Below are 19099 nucleotides of genomic sequence, written 5' to 3'. Positions count from 1 at the left end.
AGTTGAGATTGCGTAAACGTGAGAGTGGCTGTCGGGTTCGTGAGAGGCAAGCGGGTTTGCGGAAATCGGCAAGAAAAAGGGCTGCACCCTGACGGGGCAGCCCTCGAATGTCTCATCCGGTTCGGACGGTCAGCCGCCGAGCGTCTGGAGGTAGGCGATCACGTCGGCGCGATCCTCTGCCTTCGGCAGTCCTTTGAAGCTCATGGCGGTGCCCGGCGCGGCGGCCTTGGTATCCGTCAGGAAGTGGTTCAGGTTCTCCGGCGACCAGACGTCGCCCACCTGGAGCAGCGCGCCGGAGTAGTTGAAGCCGTCCACGGCGTCGATCGCGCGGCCGACGACACCGTCGAGATGCGGGCCGGTGGCGTTGGTGCCGTCGACCTTGTGGCAGGCCTTGCACTTGCCGAAGACCTTCTCGCCCTTGGCGGGATCGGCGGAGGCGAGCAGGGTGGCGAAGTCCACCTCGGCCTCGGGCTCGGCGGAGCCGCTGTCTTCGACTTCGATCACATAGGCTGCCATCTGCTCACCGCCATGGCCGCCGCCGGTGTGGAACAGCACTTCGCCGCCCCATTTCCCCAGCAGGAACACCAGGAATGTGCCGCAGACACCGCCCACGATTTTGGTAGCTGTCATCGTATCAAGCATGAGAAGCCCTGTTCGTCTGAAACTCGGTTCGGCGGGTATCTACGGCTTCCCTTCGCACATGGCAAGGTATAGAAGCCGCGACCAATCGCCCGGGGCCGGGTTTTTGAGAAGGGGTACGGGGGCATGTCCGGAAAAATCGCATTTCAGGGTGAACTTGGCGCCTACTCCCACCAGGCCTGTGCCGAGGCGCGGCCGGACATGGACCCGTTGCCCTGCAAGACCTTCGAGGATGTGATCGCGGCGGTGAAGACCGGCGTGGCGGAGCTAGCCATGCTGCCGGTGGAGAACACCACCTACGGCCGGGTCGCCGACATCCACCGGCTGCTGCCGGAGAGCGGGCTTCGGATCGTCGACGAGGCGTTTGTCCGGGTGCACATATCGCTGATGGCCCTGCCGGGGGTGCAGATCGAGGAGCTGAAGAAGGTGCGCGCGCACCTGGTGCTCCTGCCGCAGGCGGCGAGCTTCCTGTCGCAGTACGGGATCAAGGGCGAGGCGGCGGCGGACAGCGCGGGCGCGGCGGCGGAATTGGCGATCTCGCAGAAGCGGGACGAGGGCGTGCTGGCCTCCGACATGGCGGCGAAGACACACGGGCTGAACATCCTCGCGCGGCACATCGAGGACCACGCCCACAACACCACGCGCTTTCTCATCATGGGCAAGAAGGCCGATCACGCGCGTCGCGGCGAGCATGGCATGATGACCACCTTCGTGTTTCAGGTGCGCAACATTCCGGCGGCGCTCTACAAGGCGATGGGCGGCTTTGCGACCAACGGCGTGAACATGACCAAGCTAGAAAGCTACATGGTCGGCGGGTCCTTCACCGCGACGCAGTTCTATGCGGACATCGAGGGCCATCCGGAAGATCCGGGTGTCAAGCGGGCGCTGGAGGAGCTGGATTACTTCACCTCCATGCTGGAGATCCTCGGCGTCTATCCCCGCGATCCGCGCCGCGATTGATCGGGGCGCCGCGCCGCGACTGACCGGGGCGCCGCGCCGCGACTGTTCAGATCAGCAGCGAGGCCGCGCCTTCGTGACGCAGCAGCTGCACCTTGGTTTCGATTCCCGTGCCGCCGGAGAACCCGCCGAGCCCGTTCGCCCCGAGCACCCGGTGACAGGGGATGATGACCGGGATCGGGTTGCCGCCGCAGGCCTGACCTATGGCCTGCGCGGGCACGCCGAGGTCCTTTGCCAGATCGCCATAGCGCCGGGTCTCGCCAAAGGGAATCGCGGACATTGCGGCGCAGACGTCGCGCTGGAAGGCACTCCCCTGCACCCGGAGCGGCAAATCGAAATCCTCGCGCTCCCCGGCGCAGTAGGCCAGTATCTGCGCTTCCGCCTCGCGCAGGAGTGGCGTGTCCTCCACCATCCCCGCGCCCCAGCGCAGCCGGACGATGGCACCGTCAGTTTCCGTCAAGGTGAGCGTGCCGAAAGGCGTTTCGAAGGATCGTTCGGGCACGTCGGGCTCCATCGGGCAGGATTTGCAGGGTCATCATGCAGGAAGCGGTTTCAAACTCGCGCGCTGTCGCTGTAAAGGCAAGGCAGACCACAAAGGGGACGACCATGGAGCAGAACGAACTCGGACGCATCGGCGCTTCGGCGGGGCGGCGGATGATCGGGGTAGGCGCGTTGATGGGACTGGGCGCCTTGCTGCTCTATCTTGGGCTCGCGACGCCGATGGACAGCGTGCTGTGGCAGGGGGTGCTGATCCTCGCCGGGCTTGGAGCGCTCTGGGGCTCGGAGCGGATGTGGAAGGCCACCGGCGTCGTGCTCGTTCTCACCGAGGAGGGGCTGTTCGAGGAGAATGGCACGGTGCTCGCCCGGTTCGACAATATCGCCAAGGTCGACCGCTCGCCGTTTGCCATGAAACCCTCGAACGGGTTTCTCGTGCTGCTGAAAGAGCCGATGCCCCGCGCCTGGCGGCCGGGGCTGTGGTGGCGGACCGGCAAGCGGCTCGCCATCGGTGGCGTGACGTCCGGCGGGGTGACCAAGCCCGTTGCCGACATCATGACGCTCAGGCTGGTGCAGCGGGACGATCCGGACCGCGCAAACGACTGACCCCCGGACCGGGGTCCGGGGGCACAGGATGTCACGCGATCAAGGTCAGGTCACAGCCCGGCGATCACCATCTTCGGCGCATAGCGCGGGCGGGTGAAGCTGTAGGACGTGATCGTGAAGGCATCGAGGCCGATCTTGAACACCGGGTTGTGATCGTCCCAGGTCTCCACGAGGATCAGCTGGTCGCCTTCGAGGGCAATCGGCAGGCGGTCCTGATAGCCGCTCATGTCACCGGCGGCCAGGGCGGCCATGTCGCCGCGCGCCTCGGACCACAGGAAGTTCCACGCGCCGGCGGTCTCGTCGTATTCCACGAGTGTCAGGCGCAGCGCGGTGCCGTCGGCATTCGCCTGCGTCAGGACCTTGAGCAACTCGAAGGTGCTGTCGACATAGGTGGCGTCTATTTCCTTGGTCTCGCGGGAGAGCATGTCGGAAATCACGAAGTTGGCCTTCTGGTTCACCGATTGCTGGCGGAACGCGTCGAAGTAGACCCAGCAGGCGGCGAAGATCCACAGCAGCACGGGCATCACGATGATCGCTTCGAGCGTCACGTAGCCGTCCTGTTCGCGGCGGAAGCGGCGGAGAAGGTGGAAGGGGTTGAAACGGTCCATGGGTCCTCTCCTCAGCTCGGTTCGTTGACGAAGGCGGTGGTGGAGACGATCGCGGTATAGCCCGCGGCGTCCGTGGCAAGGCTGGAGCTCAGGGTGCCCGCCGGGGTGATCGGCTGGTACTTGTAGCAGGCGCGGATCATCATCATCTCCTGCTCGCCGCCCTTGTAGAAGCCGCGCACCGGGTTGATCTGCTCGCTGGTGTCGACGCAGTCGGCCTTGGCCTGCGGGGCCTGCCAGTTGCGCATGTCGAGGCGCACCAGTTCGAGGCGCAGCATCTCGGTGCAGGCGGGCAGCACGGCGGCGGTCTGGCAGATCTTGGCCTTCAGCTCGTCGTGGGTGCCTACGACACCGGCGTCGAGGCGCAGGTCGCGAACGGTGTCATCGAGGGCCCGTTCCAGCGCCGTCTGGCGGATGGTGACGGTGCCGAGTTCGATGGCGGACAGGATCAGGCCGAGAAACACAGGGGTCCAGAGGGCGAAGGGAACGACCATGGAGCCGGTCTCGTCCTTCCGGAAACGGGCGAGGGCATTCTTTACACGCGTAATCATTGGATCAGCCTCAGGGTCTGGAGGGTACGGGCGATGGCGGCGAAGGTCTGGTTCAACTCGCTGCCCTGCACGTCGTAGTAATGGGCCGGGGAGGTGGCGCAGTCGCTCATCGCGGCCAGGCCAGCCGGCGGTGCCTCGACGCCGATGGCGTAGATCACCACACCGTTGTTCTTGGCGGCGCCGCAGACGTTGGACAGGTAGGCGTCCGCAGTGGCCCCGTTCTGGATTTCCTCGTAGGAATAATAGGCGTCGAGGTAGGTGTCGTAGCTGATGCGGCCCTTGGTGTAGGCGAACCAGTAGTAGGTGTTGGCGAGCCCGGCGGTGCCCATCCGGGCATAGAGCTCGGCGTTGGTCATCCGGCGCGGGCCGCCGCCCTGGGTGAACGGGAAGGCATCGGCGACATCGCAGGTCTTGAAGGACGCGTTGCAGTTGGCGTTGGTCAGGGCGGAGGCGGACGGGTTTGCCTTGCCGTTGAACAGCTGGGATGTCGTCTGGCTGACGATCTGATAGAGCGGATCGTTCAGCGCCCAGCTGTAGATCGAAGTCTTGAACGCATTGTTCGGATCGCTGTTTTTCAGATGGGTCCAAAGGAACACGTCGGAGGTGTTGCCCGGGTTGTCGACCACGCGGATCGAATACCGGTCGTCGGACATGTCCGCCGTGCCGTGGTCGTCGACCCAGACGTTGGAGAAACCGTACTTGCGGTTGTCCTTGAGATCGAACTGCGAAGTGTTCTGACCGTCGGTCATCACCACGATGAATTTCATCGTCTCCGTGTCATCGAAGGCCGCCGGGCGCGGTGTCGCGGGCGCGGCCATCTGTCCGGCACTGATCATGCTGTCGAGGATCGGGCGCGCCGACGGGTCGAGCAGCGAGGCCCCCCACTTCACGCCGAGGTCGATGGCGGTGTTGCCGTTGGCAACAAGCCCGTCGATCTCCGCCTTCAGCAGTTCCGGATCGGAGCTGTGCGGCAGGATGCGCGCCCGGTTGCCGGTCGGGCACCAGGGGTCCTCGGTGGCGACATGGCCGTCGTAGGGATCGAAGTGGGCAATCTGGTCCAGCTGGCTGATCGTATCGACCTGGGTCGAGCTGTAGTCGGCCGCGTGGAAGGTCACGCAGTGCGAGAACGGATGCGCGTCCTCGAGGTTGAAATAAGAGGCCAGGTCCGGTCCGAGGTTGACCGTCGCATTGTAGGGAACGATCGAGATCGAGACCAGCGGATCGACGGCGTCGGCGGGCAGCAGCGTATCGACGAAGGACTTTGCCGCCTCCTTGAGCTGGTCGATCTTCGGCGTGCCGGATGCGCCCGCGTTCATCGAGTTGGAAATGTCGAGCACCAGCGAGATCTCGACGTTGCCGATGCCGTTCAGCGCGGTGGCAGTGCCGGCGGCCTGCATCGAGTCGACGCCGATCAGGCCCATCAGGTGCGACGGCATGGTCACGAGGCCATCGGCCTTGACCCGGCGGTTGTTCATGTCCTGCGAGACTTCGACGTTCTGCAAGGCGTCGGTCATGTTCATCGCGGCGAAATAGGCCTCGACCGTATCGGCGGGGTCCATCTCGTTCTTGACGTTGGCGGCGGCAAGTACGGCGCGGTCCAGCGTATTCTGAACCTTGTTGCGCTTCAGTTCGGCATGGATCATGTCGATCCCGATGCCGCCGAAGACCATCATGACGAGCGCGCCCGCCACGGCGAAATAGGACATGCTGCCGACTTCTTCGGCCCGGAACCGGCCAAGCCATCCGCCGGTCGCCGATTGGGTCCCGTAGCGGACAGGGGCGTTCAGGCCGGACAGCGCGTGCGATACCATTTTCATTTCGTTACCTTCCCCCCGGAGCAGACCGGGTACGCTGGAACACAGTGCGATGCGCCGGTTATGCTTGGAAATCCGGGCCAAAATGGGGCGATTTGAATAGCAATTGCCCCTATTTTTAAGGGTTCGCATCGACAGTGAGGCCCGCATGAGGGTCACTGTTTCGCCATTCTTCACAGTTCACCAAGGCGCCGATTTTCGGACGCAGAATCAGGGGGTGAATGGGGCGAAAAGGTGGTTGGGTCCCGGGCCAAGCCGGGGTAGGGTCGCTGTGCAACAGCAAGGCGCGGGGCCGGACACCGCAAACGGGACGGCCTGCCCGCGCGGGAGGAGGCCCGGCATGTGTGCAGTTCCACTGAATGAACCGACATTTCGACAGTCTGTCGATCTCATGTACAACAGGGCTGTAGCCCTGATGGACCTGCCGCCAGGTCTGGAAGAGAAGATCCGCGTGTGCAACGCTACCTACACGGTGCGTTTCGGCGTGCGCCTGCGCGGCAAGATCCACACCTTCACCGGCTATCGCTCGGTGCATTCCGAGCACATGGAGCCGGTCAAGGGCGGCATCCGCTATGCCCTCGCCGTTAACCAGGACGAGGTTGAGGCGCTGGCGGCGCTGATGACATATAAATGTGCGTTGGTGGAGGCGCCTTTCGGCGGCTCCAAGGGCGGGCTGTGCATCGACCCGCGCGAATACGACGAGCGCGAGCTGGAGCAGATCACCCGCCGCTTTGCCTATGAACTGGTGAAACGCTCGCTGATCCACCCGTCGCAGAACGTGCCCGCGCCCGACATGGGAACGGGCGAGCGCGAGATGGCCTGGATCTCCGACCAGTACGCCCGGATGAACACCACCGACATCAACGCCCGCGCCTGCGTCACCGGCAAGCCGCTGAATGCCGGGGGTATCTCCGGCCGGGTGGAGGCGACGGGGCGCGGGGTGCAATACGCCCTGCGCGAGTTCTTCCGCTATCCGGAGGACAAGGCGGCGGCGGGGCTCTCGGGCACGCTGGAGGGCAAGCGGGTCATCGTGCAGGGGCTTGGCAACGTCGGCTACCACGCCGCGAAGTTCCTGAGCGAGGAGGATGGCGCGATCATCACTGGCATCATCGAACATGACGGTGCCCTGCACGATGAGAACGGTCTGGACGTCGAGGCGGTGCGGGACTGGATCGTCCGGCACGGCGGCGTGACCGGCTATCCCGAGACCCGCCACCTCGCGAAGGGTGCGAGCCTGCTGGAAGCCGAGTGCGACATTCTCATTCCCGCCGCGCTGGAAGGGGTCATCAACCTGAGCAACGCCCATTCCATAAAGGCGCCGCTCATCATCGAGGCCGCCAACGGGCCGATCACCGCCGGGGCGGACGAGATCCTGCGCGACCGGGGCGTCGTCATCATACCGGACATGTATGCCAACGCCGGGGGCGTGACCGTATCCTATTTCGAATGGGTCAAGAACCTCAGCCACATCCGTTTCGGACGGATGCAGCGGCGGCAGGAAGAGGCGCGGCACCAGTTGGTGGTGGACGAGCTGGAGCGGCTGGACGCCGCGATGGGCGACACCTGGAGCATGTCCCCCAGGTTCAAGGAGCGATACCTGCGCGGGGCCGACGAGCTCGAACTGGTGCGGTCCGGGCTCGATGACACGATGCGCATTGCCTATCAGGCGATGCGCGCGGTCTGGCACGGCCGGCCAGAGGTTCGCGACCTGCGCACCGCCGCCTATATCGTCGCCATCGAGCGGGTCGCCGCCAGCTACCGCGCAAAGGGCCTGTAGCGAGGGCCTGTCGTCCGGTCATTTGCGGCACGGCGGCGCCGGGGGTAAAGGCCTCCGGCGCCGTTTTCCTTTTCCTTAAGGTCTTTCTGGCAAGGTGACTGCCGCGACCGACCGCCCGGTCCCCGGACCCGCACTCAACCTTACGAAGAAGTTTCAACCCATGCGGGAGACGCCATTTTGGCGTCCCGGACCCGTCAAGGGTGTGCCGCGGCGGACCGCAGCGGCGTCTGGCAGAGCCGCCGCAGGGCTCCGCCGCCCCTGTTCCGCAAGCGGGTGAAGCCAGGCACCCTTGCGAAACACAATGATTTTCAGGGGATTACGGGCTTTCTGTGCCCGGCGATGCCCGGCTGGAGCGCGGTTGGCGAAGGCCAATTGTCCCTCCGGATTGCCGAAGCGGAGCATCGCCATCGCACCCTCGTTTGAGAAAAATTGAGGGGGAAGTTCAAACTGCGGCCACATTTCTGAACGCTTTCGTGTCCAGTTCCTTGCCTAGTGTTAATTGACCCGCGGCACCAGGCTGGCGGGAGCAAGAACAAGGGGACTCTGGCCATGCGATGCGACGCCAGGACGAACCCGTGCTTCTTGGGGGCGGAAGGCGGACAAACGACCGATCCCGGTGTCGGTTCCGATGTGTGGCCGGCGCGAGGCGGTAAGACCCGGAGCGAAAGCGGGGCCATCCTGCGACCGCGAGGTGACATGTGGTCCGTCGTGAACCATAGCGTCGCGCAGCCGAATCGTGTGTGGAACGGGCTGGTCCGACTGCTCTCGACTCCTGCAGGGATGGCCTCGCCCCTATCCGAAAGCAGTATGCGTCTTGACGCTAGGTCAACGTCTCTGGGGCTTGAAAACCAGCAATCAGGGCAGTTGGGCCGCAAACGCGCCCAAATCCTGTCTCATTCACACTTCATTAACCATTCAACCCCTCAGCGAGTAAGGGGACGAACGCAAGGACGAACGAATATGAAACGGATGCTGCCTGATCTCGACGTATTCCAGGAGAACGAAGACGGAAACGTGACGATCTTCTCGGTCTTCATGGTCATTCTTCTTCTCGTCATCACCGGCGCGTCGGTGGACATAATGCGATTCGAGGCCACGCGGACCAAGATGCAGAGCTCGATGGACCGGGCGGTGCTGGCCGCAGCGGACCTCGACCAGACGCAGGATCCGGTGGGCGTCGTCAACGACTACATGAACAAGTCCGGGCTGGCCGGGGTGGTTGCGGAAGTGACGGTCGAGGAATCGGCCAACGCGCGGACCGTCACGGCGAAGGGCAAGGGTGTCATGGACACCATCTTCCTGCATATGTCCGGCTTCGATACCCTCACCGCACCCGCCGTCAGCGCCGCCGAGGAGAAGATCTCCAACGTGGAAATCTCCATGGTTCTGGATATTTCCGGCTCCATGCGCTGGAACAACCGGATGGACCGCATGCGTCCCGCCGCGCAGGCCTTCGTGAACAAGGTGATGACGGAAGAGAGCAACGGCGTGACCACGCTGAACCTCATTCCCTTCGCCGGTCACGTGAACCCGGGCACCGAGCTGTTCGAGTATTTCCGCGGCGAACGCCCGAAGATCAAGCATGAGAACAACGGCTGGGGCAACGGCGACCAGGATGCACCGGGCTATTCGCTGTGCAACAACAACGCCGAGAACGCCGACGAGGGTGCCGCCGATCCGTCCTGCCAGGATGGCACGGCCTACACCAACGCCGACGGCTTCTTCCCGGTCTGGGACTCGGCCGTCACGAGCATCGTGCTGTACTTCGACACCGACGGTGACGACATCTACGATCGCGCCCACATGATCAAGGACTTCCCGGGCACCGCCTCGCGTGACATGGACGACATCTTCCGGGGCGCTGCCGCCTACATGTTCAGCATGGACAGCAAGCTGAGCGACCCGAACCAGTTCCTCGGCGTCTCGGTGCTCGGCTCCTCCGGCAAGGCCCGCTACTTCCAGGTCAAGGGTGACCGGAACGGCGCGGACTCCGACATCGGCCCGACCAAGCACAACGGCAAGATCCCCGGCAGCAAGCTCTCCTACGGCTCGATCAACTACGACCACTGGGCCGCCGAGTATGTGCACCCGGTCAGCACGCAGGAACCGGACGGCACCGCCGACTCGCCGGGCAACTCGGGCAAGACGAACGTGAACATGCCGTCCTCCTGCGTCGAAATCTACGACAACGAGTTCGACACCACCGCCATGCCGCTCTCCAGCGACTATGTCCCGCACTTCAACTACTGGCCCTACGAGGCGTCGGTCATGGACTGGGGGTGGTGCCCGGGCGAGGACAGCCGTGTCCAGTACTACTCGTCCGACCGTCAGGGCCTCGTGGACTTCATCGGCAACATGCGGATGCACGACGGCACGGGTCTCCAGTACGGCATCAAGTACGGTCTCGCGCTGCTCGACCCGGTCAACCGTGACGCGGTGAGCTACCTGATCGAAGCCGGTCTCGTGGACGCCCGGTTCCAGGGTCGCCCGATCGACTGGAACGACCAGGAAACCGAGAAATACGTGGTCATCATGACCGACGGCCAGACCACCGACCAGTTCCGTCCGAACGACCCGAAAGCGGCCATCAACAACGAGGTGGCGCTCCAGGATCAGGGCAGCGGCAGCTACTACAACATGTCGGTGCAGTCGAAGAACATCTCGAACCTGCAAAAGCAGTGCCAGATGGCCAAGGACCTCGGGGTGACCGTCTTCACCATCGCCTTCGAAACCACCAATGCCGCGGCCAAGGACATGCTCGACTGCGCATCCTCGCCCAGCCATCACTTCCACGTCAACGGTGACGAAATCTACGACGCCTTCGATGCGGTTGCCCGTCAAATCAACAACCTGAGGCTGATCCAATGAACATGAACAGCATCCACAGCTTCGCCAGACGCTTCCGCAGGGACGAGGACGGCAACGCAACGGTCGAATTCGCGGTCTACTTCACGGTCTTCTTCCTGTTGCTCGCCGCCGGTGTCGAGATCGCCTACATGAACCTGCGTCATGCAATGCTGGAACGGGGCCTCGACCTCGCGACCCGCGAGATCCGCCTGAGCACCGGCGACATCCCCACCTACGCGGACGTCCGGGCCATGATCTGTGAGAAGGCGACCATCCTCGACGAGTGCGAGAGCAACCTGCGGCTCGAAATGGTGCAGGTCAGCCCGCGTGACTTCTCGGCGGCGCCGGTGAACGCCGATTGCCAGAACGCCGAGCAGGAGCCGCATCCGGTGCGCAACTTCGTGCCGGGGCAGGACAACGACCTGATGCTGATCCGCGCCTGCCTGAAGTACAAGCCGATGCTGCCGACGACGTCGCTTGGCAAGCAACTGAACAAGGACGAGGAAGGCTATGCCCAGTTGGTCGTGACCTCCGCCTTCGTCCAGGAACCGAGGTAAGAGACGATGCTGAACAAGATGCTTTCCCACCTGCGCCGGTTCGCCAGGGATGAAGACGGCAACGTCACCGTCGAAACGATCCTCTGGGTGCCGCTGGTGATCACGATCCTCGCCGCCACCTTCTCGCTGCATGACGCCTTCCGCTACAAGAGCCTGAACGTGAAGGCGGCCTACACGATCTCGGACGCGATCTCGCGGGAGACCGATCCCATCGATAATGCCTATCTCGATGGCATGGTGGATCTCATGGCTTACCTGACGCGCTCCGCCGGACCTTACTCGCTGCGGGTGACTCTCGTGCGGTACAAGCAGGCAGACGGCGGATATAATGTCGAATGGTCCAAGACGCGCGGCGGTTTCTCGGCCATGACCGGGTCCGATCTGGCCAACCTGACGGACAATCTGCCGAACATGCTGGACAACGAACGCATCATCGTGGTCGAGACGCAGACCGACTATCAGCCGCCCTTCGAGGTGCCGGGCCTGAATTCCGCCGGTCTGTTCTACAACTTCGGCTTCACCCGCCCGCGCTTCGCTCCGAAGATCACCTGGAGCGACGCCTGACGCGGACGACTCCGGTCTGACGGAGACGGACCGGAAGACGCCATCACGCTTGAACTTGCCGACAGGGCCGCCACGGGCGGCCCTGTTTCGCGTTTGGCGCGCGGTTTCGGGAGCCGGGCCGTGGCCTGACTGGGAGCATCCGGAAATCCTGCCTCACCGGGCCCTGGTTCCCGACAGGTTCGTCAACCTGCGCATCGGCCCGGGATGGGGTCTGTTGGTCGGGCGTCTTTCCGCTGCGCCGCACCATTTCGCCACAAAGTCGTCAGGGCCGGGAACTTTGCGGGTGTTTGCGGCAAATTGTTTCCACATTTTCGTCCGGCGATGGCCCTGAGCGCACCGGATTTGGGGCGCATTCAGCGTTTATTAACCATTTGTGCCAACCGCACGAGCGACATGACAGGAAGGAAATTCCGCTATGAAACGGGCAATTCCCGGCCTCGATGTCTTCCGGACAGATGAAGGCGGCAACATCACGATCTTCTCGGTGTTCATGGTCATGTTGATCCTGATCATCACCGGGGCCTCTGTCGACATCATGCGTCAGGAAGCCAACCGGGCGAAAATGCAGGCAACGCTCGACCGCGCGGTTCTGGCCGCCACCGATCTTGACCAGATGCAGGAGCCGACGGCGGTCGTGCAGGACTACATGGCGAAAGCAGGGCTCGGAACCGCGCTGTCCACCATCGCTGTCGATGACGGCCTGAATTATCGCACGGTGCAGGCCAAGGGCTCGCTCGGTCTTCAGACCTTCTTTCTGAAGATGTCCGGACTGGACAACCTGCCGGTGCAGGCAATCAGTACCGCCGAGGAGAAGATTTCGAACGTCGAGATCTCGCTTGTGCTGGACATCTCCGGCTCGATGGACGGCGACCGGATCATCAACATGCGCGAGGCAGCGCGGCAGTTCATCGACACCGTCGTCAAGCCGGCGGAGGAAGGCACGGGCCTCGCGACTGTGTCGCTTGTTCCCTACAATGCGACCGTGAGTCTGGGCGAGACGGTCGGGGCGCACTGGACGTTCGACTCCCTGCATGACTATTCGCGCTGCGCCATCTTCCCGGACGGGGCCTTCCACGACACGGCGATCAGTCCTTCGCAGACGCTGACCCGCCTGTCGCACTTCGATATCCAGTCGAGCGATCAGAACACGGCCGCCATCGCCATGCCGTGGTGCGCCACAGGTGATACCAGTGCCGTCGTGGTTCACAGTGCCGATGCCGCGATCCTGAAGAGCCGGGTGAATGCCTTGCAGGCCGGTGGCAACACGGCGATCGACCTTGGCGTGAAATGGGGCGTTGCGCTGCTCGACCCTGCCGCCCGTCCTGTCGTCGGCGCGCTTGCGGACGAGGGCCTCGTCCCGGTGGCCGCCGCGTCGCGACCCGCCGGATACAACGATCCGGAAGCAATCAAGTTCGTCGTGGTGATGACCGACGGCGAGAACACGTCGGAGTACGATCTGCGGAGCAAGTACAAGACCGGGATGTCGAACGTCTGGATCAACGATCACGGCAACGACTCTCCCTACGACGATCACTTCTCGATCAAGGTGCGCGACTACAGCGGGACGAGCAACGACGTGTGGTTCTGGAAGCGCTATGAAAACTCCAGTTCGAGCTACCGCTACCGCAACAGCCCAGACGGCGGCAGCAACGCGCGGCAGATGACGAACCAGGAACTCTATGCCCGCTTCTCGACCGCGGCGGTGGCCAACAAGTTCTACGTGAAGCCCTATTACGACGGCTATGTCAGCTACCAGCAGTATTACGATGTCTATTACGCCTACGAGGAACTCGTGGGGGGAGACCGGGCCGACGACCGTCTGCATGACATCTGCCAGGCGGCCAAGGACGAGGGCATCGTGATCTTCTCCATCGCCTTCGAGGCACCGGCCGGTGGCAAGGCGGCCCTGCGGGATTGTGCATCCTCCGCTTCGCATTACTTCGACGTTCAGGGGGTCGAGATCACCGACACCTTCCACGCCATCGCGCGTCAGATCAACAATCTGCGGTTGATCCAGTGATGCCGGTGCGGCAGGCGCGGCTTTCGCCGCACTGTCGCGGGTAAACCCGGGTTTGTCGGGGCCGGACCGGGCAGGGCGCGGACTCCCCATTGATACTTGCAGGCAGGGCTGCCACGGTGGCCCTGCCTTGCATTTGAGGAGAGCAGGATGCGGTTCTCGGGGCTCAGGGTTCTGAAGGAAGGGCTGACCGGCAATCGCGGCTGGACGGCGCATTGGCGCGATCCGGCGCCGAAGGCGGAATATGACATCGTCATTATCGGCGGCGGCGGGCACGGGCTGGCGACGGCGTTCTACCTCGCGAAGGAACACGGGCTGAGCAACGTCGCTGTGCTGGAGAAGGGCTACCTCGGCGGCGGCAATGTCGGGCGGAACACCACGATTGTCCGGGCGAACTACGGCCTGCCGGGCAACTCCGAATTCTACTCCCACTCGCTGAAACTCTGGGAAGGGATGGAGGAAGAGCTCAATTTCAACGTGATGCATTCGCAGCGCGGGGTCATCAACCTCTTCCACTCCGACGGCCAGCGCGACGCGGCGGCGCGGCGCGGGAATGCGATGATCAATCAGGGCGACGACGCGATCCTGCTGGATCGCAAGTCGGTGCGGCGGTTGCTGCCCTGGCTCGACCATGAGAACGGGCGGTTCCCGATCTATGGCGGGCTGTATCACCCGCGCGGCGGCACAGCGCGGCATGATGCTGTCGCCTGGGGTTATGCCCGGGGGGCGGATCGGCGCGGGGTCGACCTCATTCAGAACTGCGAAGTCACCGGGATTGATGTGGACGGCGGGCGCGTCACCGGCGTTCAGACCACGCGCGGCGCGATCCGGGCGAAGAAGGTGGGCATCGTGGTGGCCGGGCGCTCGTCGCAGGTGGCGGCAATGGCGGGCATGCGCTTGCCCATCGAGAGCCATGTACTGCAGGCTTTCGTCACCGAAGGGCTGAAGCCGGTGATCGACCATGTGGTGACCTTCGGCATGGGGCATTTCTATATCAGCCAGTCCGACAAGGGTGGTCTGGTCTTTGGCGGCGATCTGGATTTCTACGCCTCTTATGCGGCGCGGGGGAACCTGCCGATGCAGGAACATGTGATGGAGGCGGCTATGACGCTGATGCCGATGATCGGCAAGGCGAAGGTGCTGCGCAGTTGGGGCGGGATCATGGACATGTCGCCCGATGGCTCGCCGATCATTGATCGGACGGGGATCGAGGGGCTCTATCTCAACTGCGGCTGGTGTTACGGCGGGTTCAAGGCTGTGCCCGGGTCCGGGTTCAGCTTTGCCCACCTGATCGCGCAGGACCGCCCGCACGAACCGGCGGCGCGGTTCCGGCTGGACCGCTTCGAGACCGGGCGCGGCCTGATGGACGAGGAGGGGACCGGTGCGCAACACAATCTGCATTGAGGCGCGTGGAGGGGGCGGAATTTTGGGTATTTTGACCAAGAAGAAACCGGCTGTCGCGGTCCTGTTCATGCTCTGCGCCACCATGGCGTCAGCACAGGAGATCCGGCCCGGCTGCTACGCGCGGGTTTATGCGCAGTCGCATCTGGATGCCAATCCGGCTCAGGTGGTGCGGGAAATCCGGCTTTCAGTGGGCGACTGGCTGTCAGAGGTGACACGCAAGGGCTTGATCGAGGTTATTGCGGCCAATCAGGGCCACGCGCGGATGGAGGGCAACGCGGGGCGGGTGCTCTCGCAATTCCTGCTCTGCGGGACCGAGGCCGATGCCTTGCTGTGTCAGGTCGAATGTGACGGTGGCTTCTTGCAAGTGACGAAGCAGAGCGGGGACAGCCTGACCTTTCGGACGCGCTACCTGATGGTGGGCGAGACGGAAGAGTGCGGCGGGGCGATGGACCTTGCGGAGGTGCCGGGGCAATGGGTGTCCTACCGGCTCGACCGGGTGCCCGAGGCGGTCTGCGCCGGGATGGGCCAATGAGACTGCCGTGCCCCCTGTGCGGCGAGCGGGATCGGCGCGAGTTCTACTATCAGGGCGCGGCGTCCATGCTGGACCGGCCTTCGGCGGAGGCCGGTGTGGCGGAGTGGAGCGATTACCTGCATCTGCGCGACAACCCGGCGGGGCGGACGCGGGACCTATGGTATCACGAGGCGGGCTGTGGCGCCTGGCTGGTTGTGGAGCGCGATACGGTGACCCACGCGGTCTATGGCGCTTCTCTGGTGGAGACGCGGGATGCGGATTGACGGCAAGGGGCGTGTGAATCGGTCTGCGCCGCTTGGATTCCGGTTTGACGGGCGGACGTATGCGGGCTTTGCCGGGGATACGCTGGCCTCCGCGCTGATGGGCGAGGGGGTGCGGCTGGTGGGGCGCAGCTTCAAGTACCACCGCCCGCGTGGCGTGCTGACGCTTGGTTCGGAGGAGCCGAATGCGCTGGTGACGGTGGGGCGCGGAGCTTCGTCGGACCCGAACACTCGGGCCACGGTACAGGAGCTGTACGACGGGCTGGAGGCGCGGAGTCAGAACCGTTGGCCGTCCCTTGGTCTTGACTTGATGGCGGTGAACGATCTGGCGGCGCCGTTTCTGGGGGCGGGGTTTTATTACAAGACCTTCATGTGGCCGAGATCCTTCTGGGAGAAGGTCTACGAGCCGGTGATCCGCCGTGCCGCGGGGCTTGGGGCATTGTCCGGCCAGCAGGACAGCGACCGCTATGACAAGGCTTTTGCCTTCTGCGATGTGCTGGTGATCGGCGGCGGTCCGGCGGGTCTGATGGCGGCGCTGGCGGCGGCGCGGGCCGGGGCGGATGTAATTCTGTGTGACGAGCAGGCGGTTCTTGGCGGGCGTCTGCTGAACGAGATGGAAGCGGTGGACGGCAGGCCGGGGCACCTTTGGGTGGCGGATATGCTCACGCAGCTTCGGGAGATGGAAAACGTCCGGCTGATGACGCGCACAAGCGTGACCGGGGCCTTCGATCAGGGCACCTATGGCGCTTTGGAGCGGGTTTCGCATCATCTGGCGGAGCCTGGGGACCGCCCCCGCGAGACCTTCTGGCGGATCGTGGCGAAGCGGGCCGTGCTTTGTGCGGGCGCTCTGGAGCGGCACATTGCCTTTCGCGACAACGACAAGCCCGGGGTGATGATGGCCGGCGCCTTGCGCGGCTATCTCAACCGTTTCGGCACGGTGCCGGGGCGGGAGGTGGCTGTGTTCTGCAACAACGACGACGCCCATCGTACGGCGCGGGACATGGCACAGGCCGGGGTGCGCGTGGTGGCGCTGATCGACAGCCGCCATGACGCGAAGAACCTCGCTGGGGATGTGCCGTTCTATCCGGGGGCGCAGGTGACGAAAGGGCTTGGCTGGCAGGGACTTGAGGGAATCGCGATCCGGTTGCCGGATGGCCGCGAAGATCGGCTTGCGGTGAAGGCGCTGGGCGTATCCGGCGGTTGGAACCCTTCGGTGCATCTGACCTGCCACATGAACGGGCGGCCGGTCTGGGACGACGACCTGCTGGCGTTTGTGCCTCGGCAGGATGCTGTGCCGGGCCTGACGGTCGCGGGCGCGGCGCGGGGCCGCTTCTCGACCGCGACCTGTCTGATGGACGGCGCGGAGGCGGGTCTGGAGGCGGCGCGGGCACTGGGCTTCCGGGGCGATCTGCCCGAGGTGCCGGAGGCCGAGGACGCGCTCTACCGCATCCGCCGCCTCTGGGCCGTGGCGGGCAAAGGGCGGGCCTGGCTCGATTTCCAGAACGATGTGACGGTGAAGGACGTGGCGCAGGCGGCGCAGGAAAATTACCGCTCCGTCGAGCATATGAAGCGCTACACGACGCAGGGCATGGCGACCGATCAGGGGAAGAGTTCCAACGTCGCGGCTTTGGCAGTGCTGGCGGATGTCACCGGGCGGACCATCCCGGAGACCGGGACGACCACCTTCCGCCCGCCTTATACGCCCGTCGCGATTGCGGCGCTCGGCGCGGGGGCGACGGACAAGGGGTTTGCGCCGGAACGGTTCATCCCCTCGCATGTGGGCAGCCTCAACCGCGCCGCGCCGATGATCGAGGCGGGGCTTTGGTATCGGCCGTCTTTTTTCCCGAGGGATGGGGAAAAGATCTGGCGTGAAAGCTGTGACCGCGAGGTGCGCATGGTGCGCGAGGCGGTCGGCGTCTGCGATGTCTCAACGCTGGGCAAGATCGCCTTGCAGGGGCGCGATGTCGGGGCGTTTCTGGATTTCGTCTATACCAATGTTTTCAGCACGTTGAAGCCGGGGCGGGTGCGCTATGGGCTGATGCTGCGCGAGGATGGCTACGTCATGGACGATGGCACCACGGCGCGGCTTTCGGAGAACAGCTGGCTGATGACCACCACCACCGCCGCCGCCGGGCAGGTCATGCGGCACCTCGATTGGGTCAAGCAGGCGTTCTGTGCCGGGATGGACGTGCGCTTCGTGTCGGAGACCGAGCATTGGGCGCAATTCGCCGTGGCCGGACCGAAGGCGCGGGATCTGGTGAATACGCTGCTCGATGTGTCGGTGGACAATGAGAATTTCCCGTACATGGCCTGCGGGGCGCGGCGGATTTGCGGAGTGGAGGGGCGGCTGTTCCGCATCTCCTTCTCCGGCGAGCATGCCTACGAGGTCGCGGTTCCGGCGCGGTACGGGGCGAGCCTGTTCGAGCTTTTGGTGGAGTGCGCGGAGGGCATGGGCGGCGGGGCCTACGGGATGGAGGCGCTGAACATGCTGCGCATCGAGAAGGGGCACATCACCCATGCGGAGATACACGGGCGCACGACGGCGTTTGACATCGGGTTCCAGCGGATGATGAGCGGACAGAAGGATTTCATCGGCAAGGCGCTGGCGGCGCGGCCGGGGCTGATGGAGGACCGCGAGGAACTGGTGGGCCTCCGGCCGGTGAACCGGATGGAGGTGCTGCCGGCCGGCGGGCACCTGTTCGACGAAGACGCGGTGCCGGTGCGGGAGAACGACCAGGGCTATGTCACCAGCAGTTGCTTCTCGCCGACGCTGGGCGAGACGCGGGCGCTGGCTTTCCTGCGGAACGGACGGGCGCGGATCGGCTCGTTGGTCTACTTTTGCGACCATCTGCGCAGTGTCGAGACGGTCTGCGAGGTCACGGACGCGGTGGCTTTCGATCCCGAAGGAGGGCGGCTGCGTGGTTGATTTGATCGCACAAACGCCCTGCGTGGGGCTCTTGCCGGTAGCCCACGGGCCGTGGCGGCTCGAAGAGGTGGAGCCGGGAAGACTCACATGGCTGTCGCCGTTCGCAGGACGGACAGGTTTGCTGGATCAGATCCTCAGGGACAAACACGGGCTCGGATGGCCTGCGCCCGGAGAGGGCGATGCGCGGCTCTTCTGGTGCGGCAAGGATCAGGCGATGCTTTTGGGGCCGGAGCCGGATCCCACCCTTGCCGAGGTCGCGGCTGTCTCTGACCAGACGGACGGCTGGGCGGTGGTGCGGCTTTGTGGGGCAGGCGGCCATGAGGTTCTGGCGAGACTCGTTCCGGTTGATCTGCGCCCTGATAGCTTGCCCATGGGCAAGGTCGTTCGGACCCTGTGCCAGCACATGAGTGTCACCATCCTGCGCGAGAGCAATGAGGCGCTCCTGATCCTTGGTTTCCGCTCCATGGCCCGGACCCTCGTTCACGAGATCGGCAATGCGATGGTTTCCGTTGCCGCGCAGCGCGTCCCGCACTAGATAGCGGCCAATC

The 19099-nt window shown here is 64.4% G+C and carries 17 protein-coding genes; 12 read left to right on the top strand and 5 right to left on the bottom strand.

The window, feature by feature from the left end; translation table 11 throughout:
- Window positions 1-129: 129 nt before the first annotated feature.
- Window positions 130-642, bottom strand: a complete 513-nt coding sequence (locus ACP159_RS10970; protein ID WP_425099748.1) for a c-type cytochrome — start codon at window positions 640-642, stop codon at window positions 130-132.
- A 123-nt stretch (window positions 643-765) separates the two neighbouring features.
- On the opposite strand from ACP159_RS10970, the gene ACP159_RS10965 reads away from it, so the two are divergent.
- Window positions 766-1599, top strand: a complete 834-nt coding sequence (locus ACP159_RS10965; RefSeq protein WP_425099747.1) for a prephenate dehydratase — start codon at window positions 766-768, stop codon at window positions 1597-1599.
- A gap of 46 nt (window positions 1600-1645) precedes the next feature.
- Here the strand turns inward: ACP159_RS10965 and ACP159_RS10960 are convergent, their stop codons facing one another.
- Entirely contained in the window at window positions 1646-2110 is a 465-nt protein-coding gene (locus ACP159_RS10960) for a methylated-DNA--[protein]-cysteine S-methyltransferase (protein ID WP_425099746.1), read from the bottom strand.
- A gap of 92 nt (window positions 2111-2202) precedes the next feature.
- Between ACP159_RS10960 and ACP159_RS10955 the strand changes: the two genes are divergently transcribed.
- Complete coding sequence (locus ACP159_RS10955) at window positions 2203-2697, top strand: hypothetical protein (protein WP_425099745.1); 495 nt, start codon at window positions 2203-2205, stop codon at window positions 2695-2697.
- A gap of 50 nt (window positions 2698-2747) precedes the next feature.
- Here the strand turns inward: ACP159_RS10955 and ACP159_RS10950 are convergent, their stop codons facing one another.
- From ACP159_RS10950 to ACP159_RS10940, 3 genes are read right to left on the bottom strand one after another with little or no spacing between them, the layout of a single operon-like run.
- Window positions 2748-3305, bottom strand: coding sequence for a TadE/TadG family type IV pilus assembly protein (locus ACP159_RS10950; protein ID WP_425099744.1), 558 nt, complete (start codon window positions 3303-3305; stop codon window positions 2748-2750).
- A gap of 11 nt (window positions 3306-3316) precedes the next feature.
- Window positions 3317-3853 carry a TadE/TadG family type IV pilus assembly protein gene (locus tag ACP159_RS10945; protein WP_425099743.1) on the bottom strand — a complete coding sequence of 179 codons (537 nt, stop codon included), beginning with the start codon at window positions 3851-3853 and terminating at the stop codon, window positions 3317-3319.
- Window positions 3850-5670 (bottom strand): pilus assembly protein TadG-related protein, encoded by a 1821-nt coding sequence (locus ACP159_RS10940; RefSeq protein WP_425099741.1) that lies wholly within the window; start codon window positions 5668-5670, stop codon window positions 3850-3852. Before ACP159_RS10940 ends, ACP159_RS10945 begins: the two co-directional genes overlap by 4 nt.
- 337 nt (window positions 5671-6007) lie before the next feature.
- Between ACP159_RS10940 and ACP159_RS10935 the strand changes: the two genes are divergently transcribed.
- The 10 genes from ACP159_RS10935 to ACP159_RS10890 all read left to right on the top strand — a co-directional run bounded on the left by ACP159_RS10935 (window position 6008) and on the right by ACP159_RS10890 (window position 19086).
- Window positions 6008-7444 (top strand): Glu/Leu/Phe/Val family dehydrogenase, encoded by a 1437-nt coding sequence (locus ACP159_RS10935; protein WP_425099740.1) that lies wholly within the window; start codon window positions 6008-6010, stop codon window positions 7442-7444.
- A gap of 960 nt (window positions 7445-8404) precedes the next feature.
- Window positions 8405-10312: a pilus assembly protein TadG-related protein gene (locus ACP159_RS10930; RefSeq protein ID WP_425099739.1), complete on the top strand. Its 1908-nt coding sequence runs from the start codon at window positions 8405-8407 to the stop codon at window positions 10310-10312.
- The gene (locus tag ACP159_RS10925; protein ID WP_425099738.1) at window positions 10309-10848 is read left to right on the top strand and encodes a TadE/TadG family type IV pilus assembly protein; all 540 of its coding nucleotides are present in this window, start codon (window positions 10309-10311) and stop codon (window positions 10846-10848) included. The genes ACP159_RS10930 and ACP159_RS10925 overlap by 4 nt, the downstream gene beginning before the upstream one ends.
- 6 nt (window positions 10849-10854) lie before the next feature.
- Window positions 10855-11412, top strand: a complete 558-nt coding sequence (locus ACP159_RS10920) for a TadE/TadG family type IV pilus assembly protein (RefSeq protein ID WP_425099737.1) — start codon at window positions 10855-10857, stop codon at window positions 11410-11412.
- 415 nt (window positions 11413-11827) lie between these two features.
- Complete coding sequence (locus ACP159_RS10915; protein ID WP_425099736.1) at window positions 11828-13432, top strand: pilus assembly protein TadG-related protein; 1605 nt, start codon at window positions 11828-11830, stop codon at window positions 13430-13432.
- Between the two features lie 147 nt (window positions 13433-13579).
- On the top strand, window positions 13580-14833 hold the full coding sequence (locus ACP159_RS10910; protein WP_425099735.1) for a sarcosine oxidase subunit beta family protein: 1254 nt from the start codon (window positions 13580-13582) through the stop codon (window positions 14831-14833).
- Window positions 14834-14864: 31 nt separating this feature from the next.
- Window positions 14865-15365: a hypothetical protein gene (locus tag ACP159_RS10905; RefSeq protein WP_425099734.1), complete on the top strand. Its 501-nt coding sequence runs from the start codon at window positions 14865-14867 to the stop codon at window positions 15363-15365.
- Entirely contained in the window at window positions 15362-15628 is a 267-nt protein-coding gene (locus tag ACP159_RS10900; RefSeq protein ID WP_425099733.1) for a sarcosine oxidase subunit delta, read from the top strand. The genes ACP159_RS10905 and ACP159_RS10900 overlap by 4 nt, the downstream gene beginning before the upstream one ends.
- Window positions 15618-18551, top strand: a complete 2934-nt coding sequence (locus tag ACP159_RS10895; RefSeq protein ID WP_425099732.1) for a sarcosine oxidase subunit alpha family protein — start codon at window positions 15618-15620, stop codon at window positions 18549-18551. Before ACP159_RS10900 ends, ACP159_RS10895 begins: the two co-directional genes overlap by 11 nt.
- A complete protein-coding gene (locus ACP159_RS10890) occupies window positions 18544-19086 on the top strand; it encodes a sarcosine oxidase subunit gamma (protein WP_425099731.1) in 543 nt (180 codons plus the stop codon). Before ACP159_RS10895 ends, ACP159_RS10890 begins: the two co-directional genes overlap by 8 nt.
- Window positions 19087-19099 lie beyond the last annotated feature (13 nt).

Source organism: Tropicibacter sp. S64 (assembly GCF_049803835.1).
GTDB lineage: Bacteria > Pseudomonadota > Alphaproteobacteria > Rhodobacterales > Rhodobacteraceae > Pacificoceanicola.
Note: the sequence above shows the minus strand (reverse complement) of the source record. Positions and strands in the feature narration are given on the sequence as shown.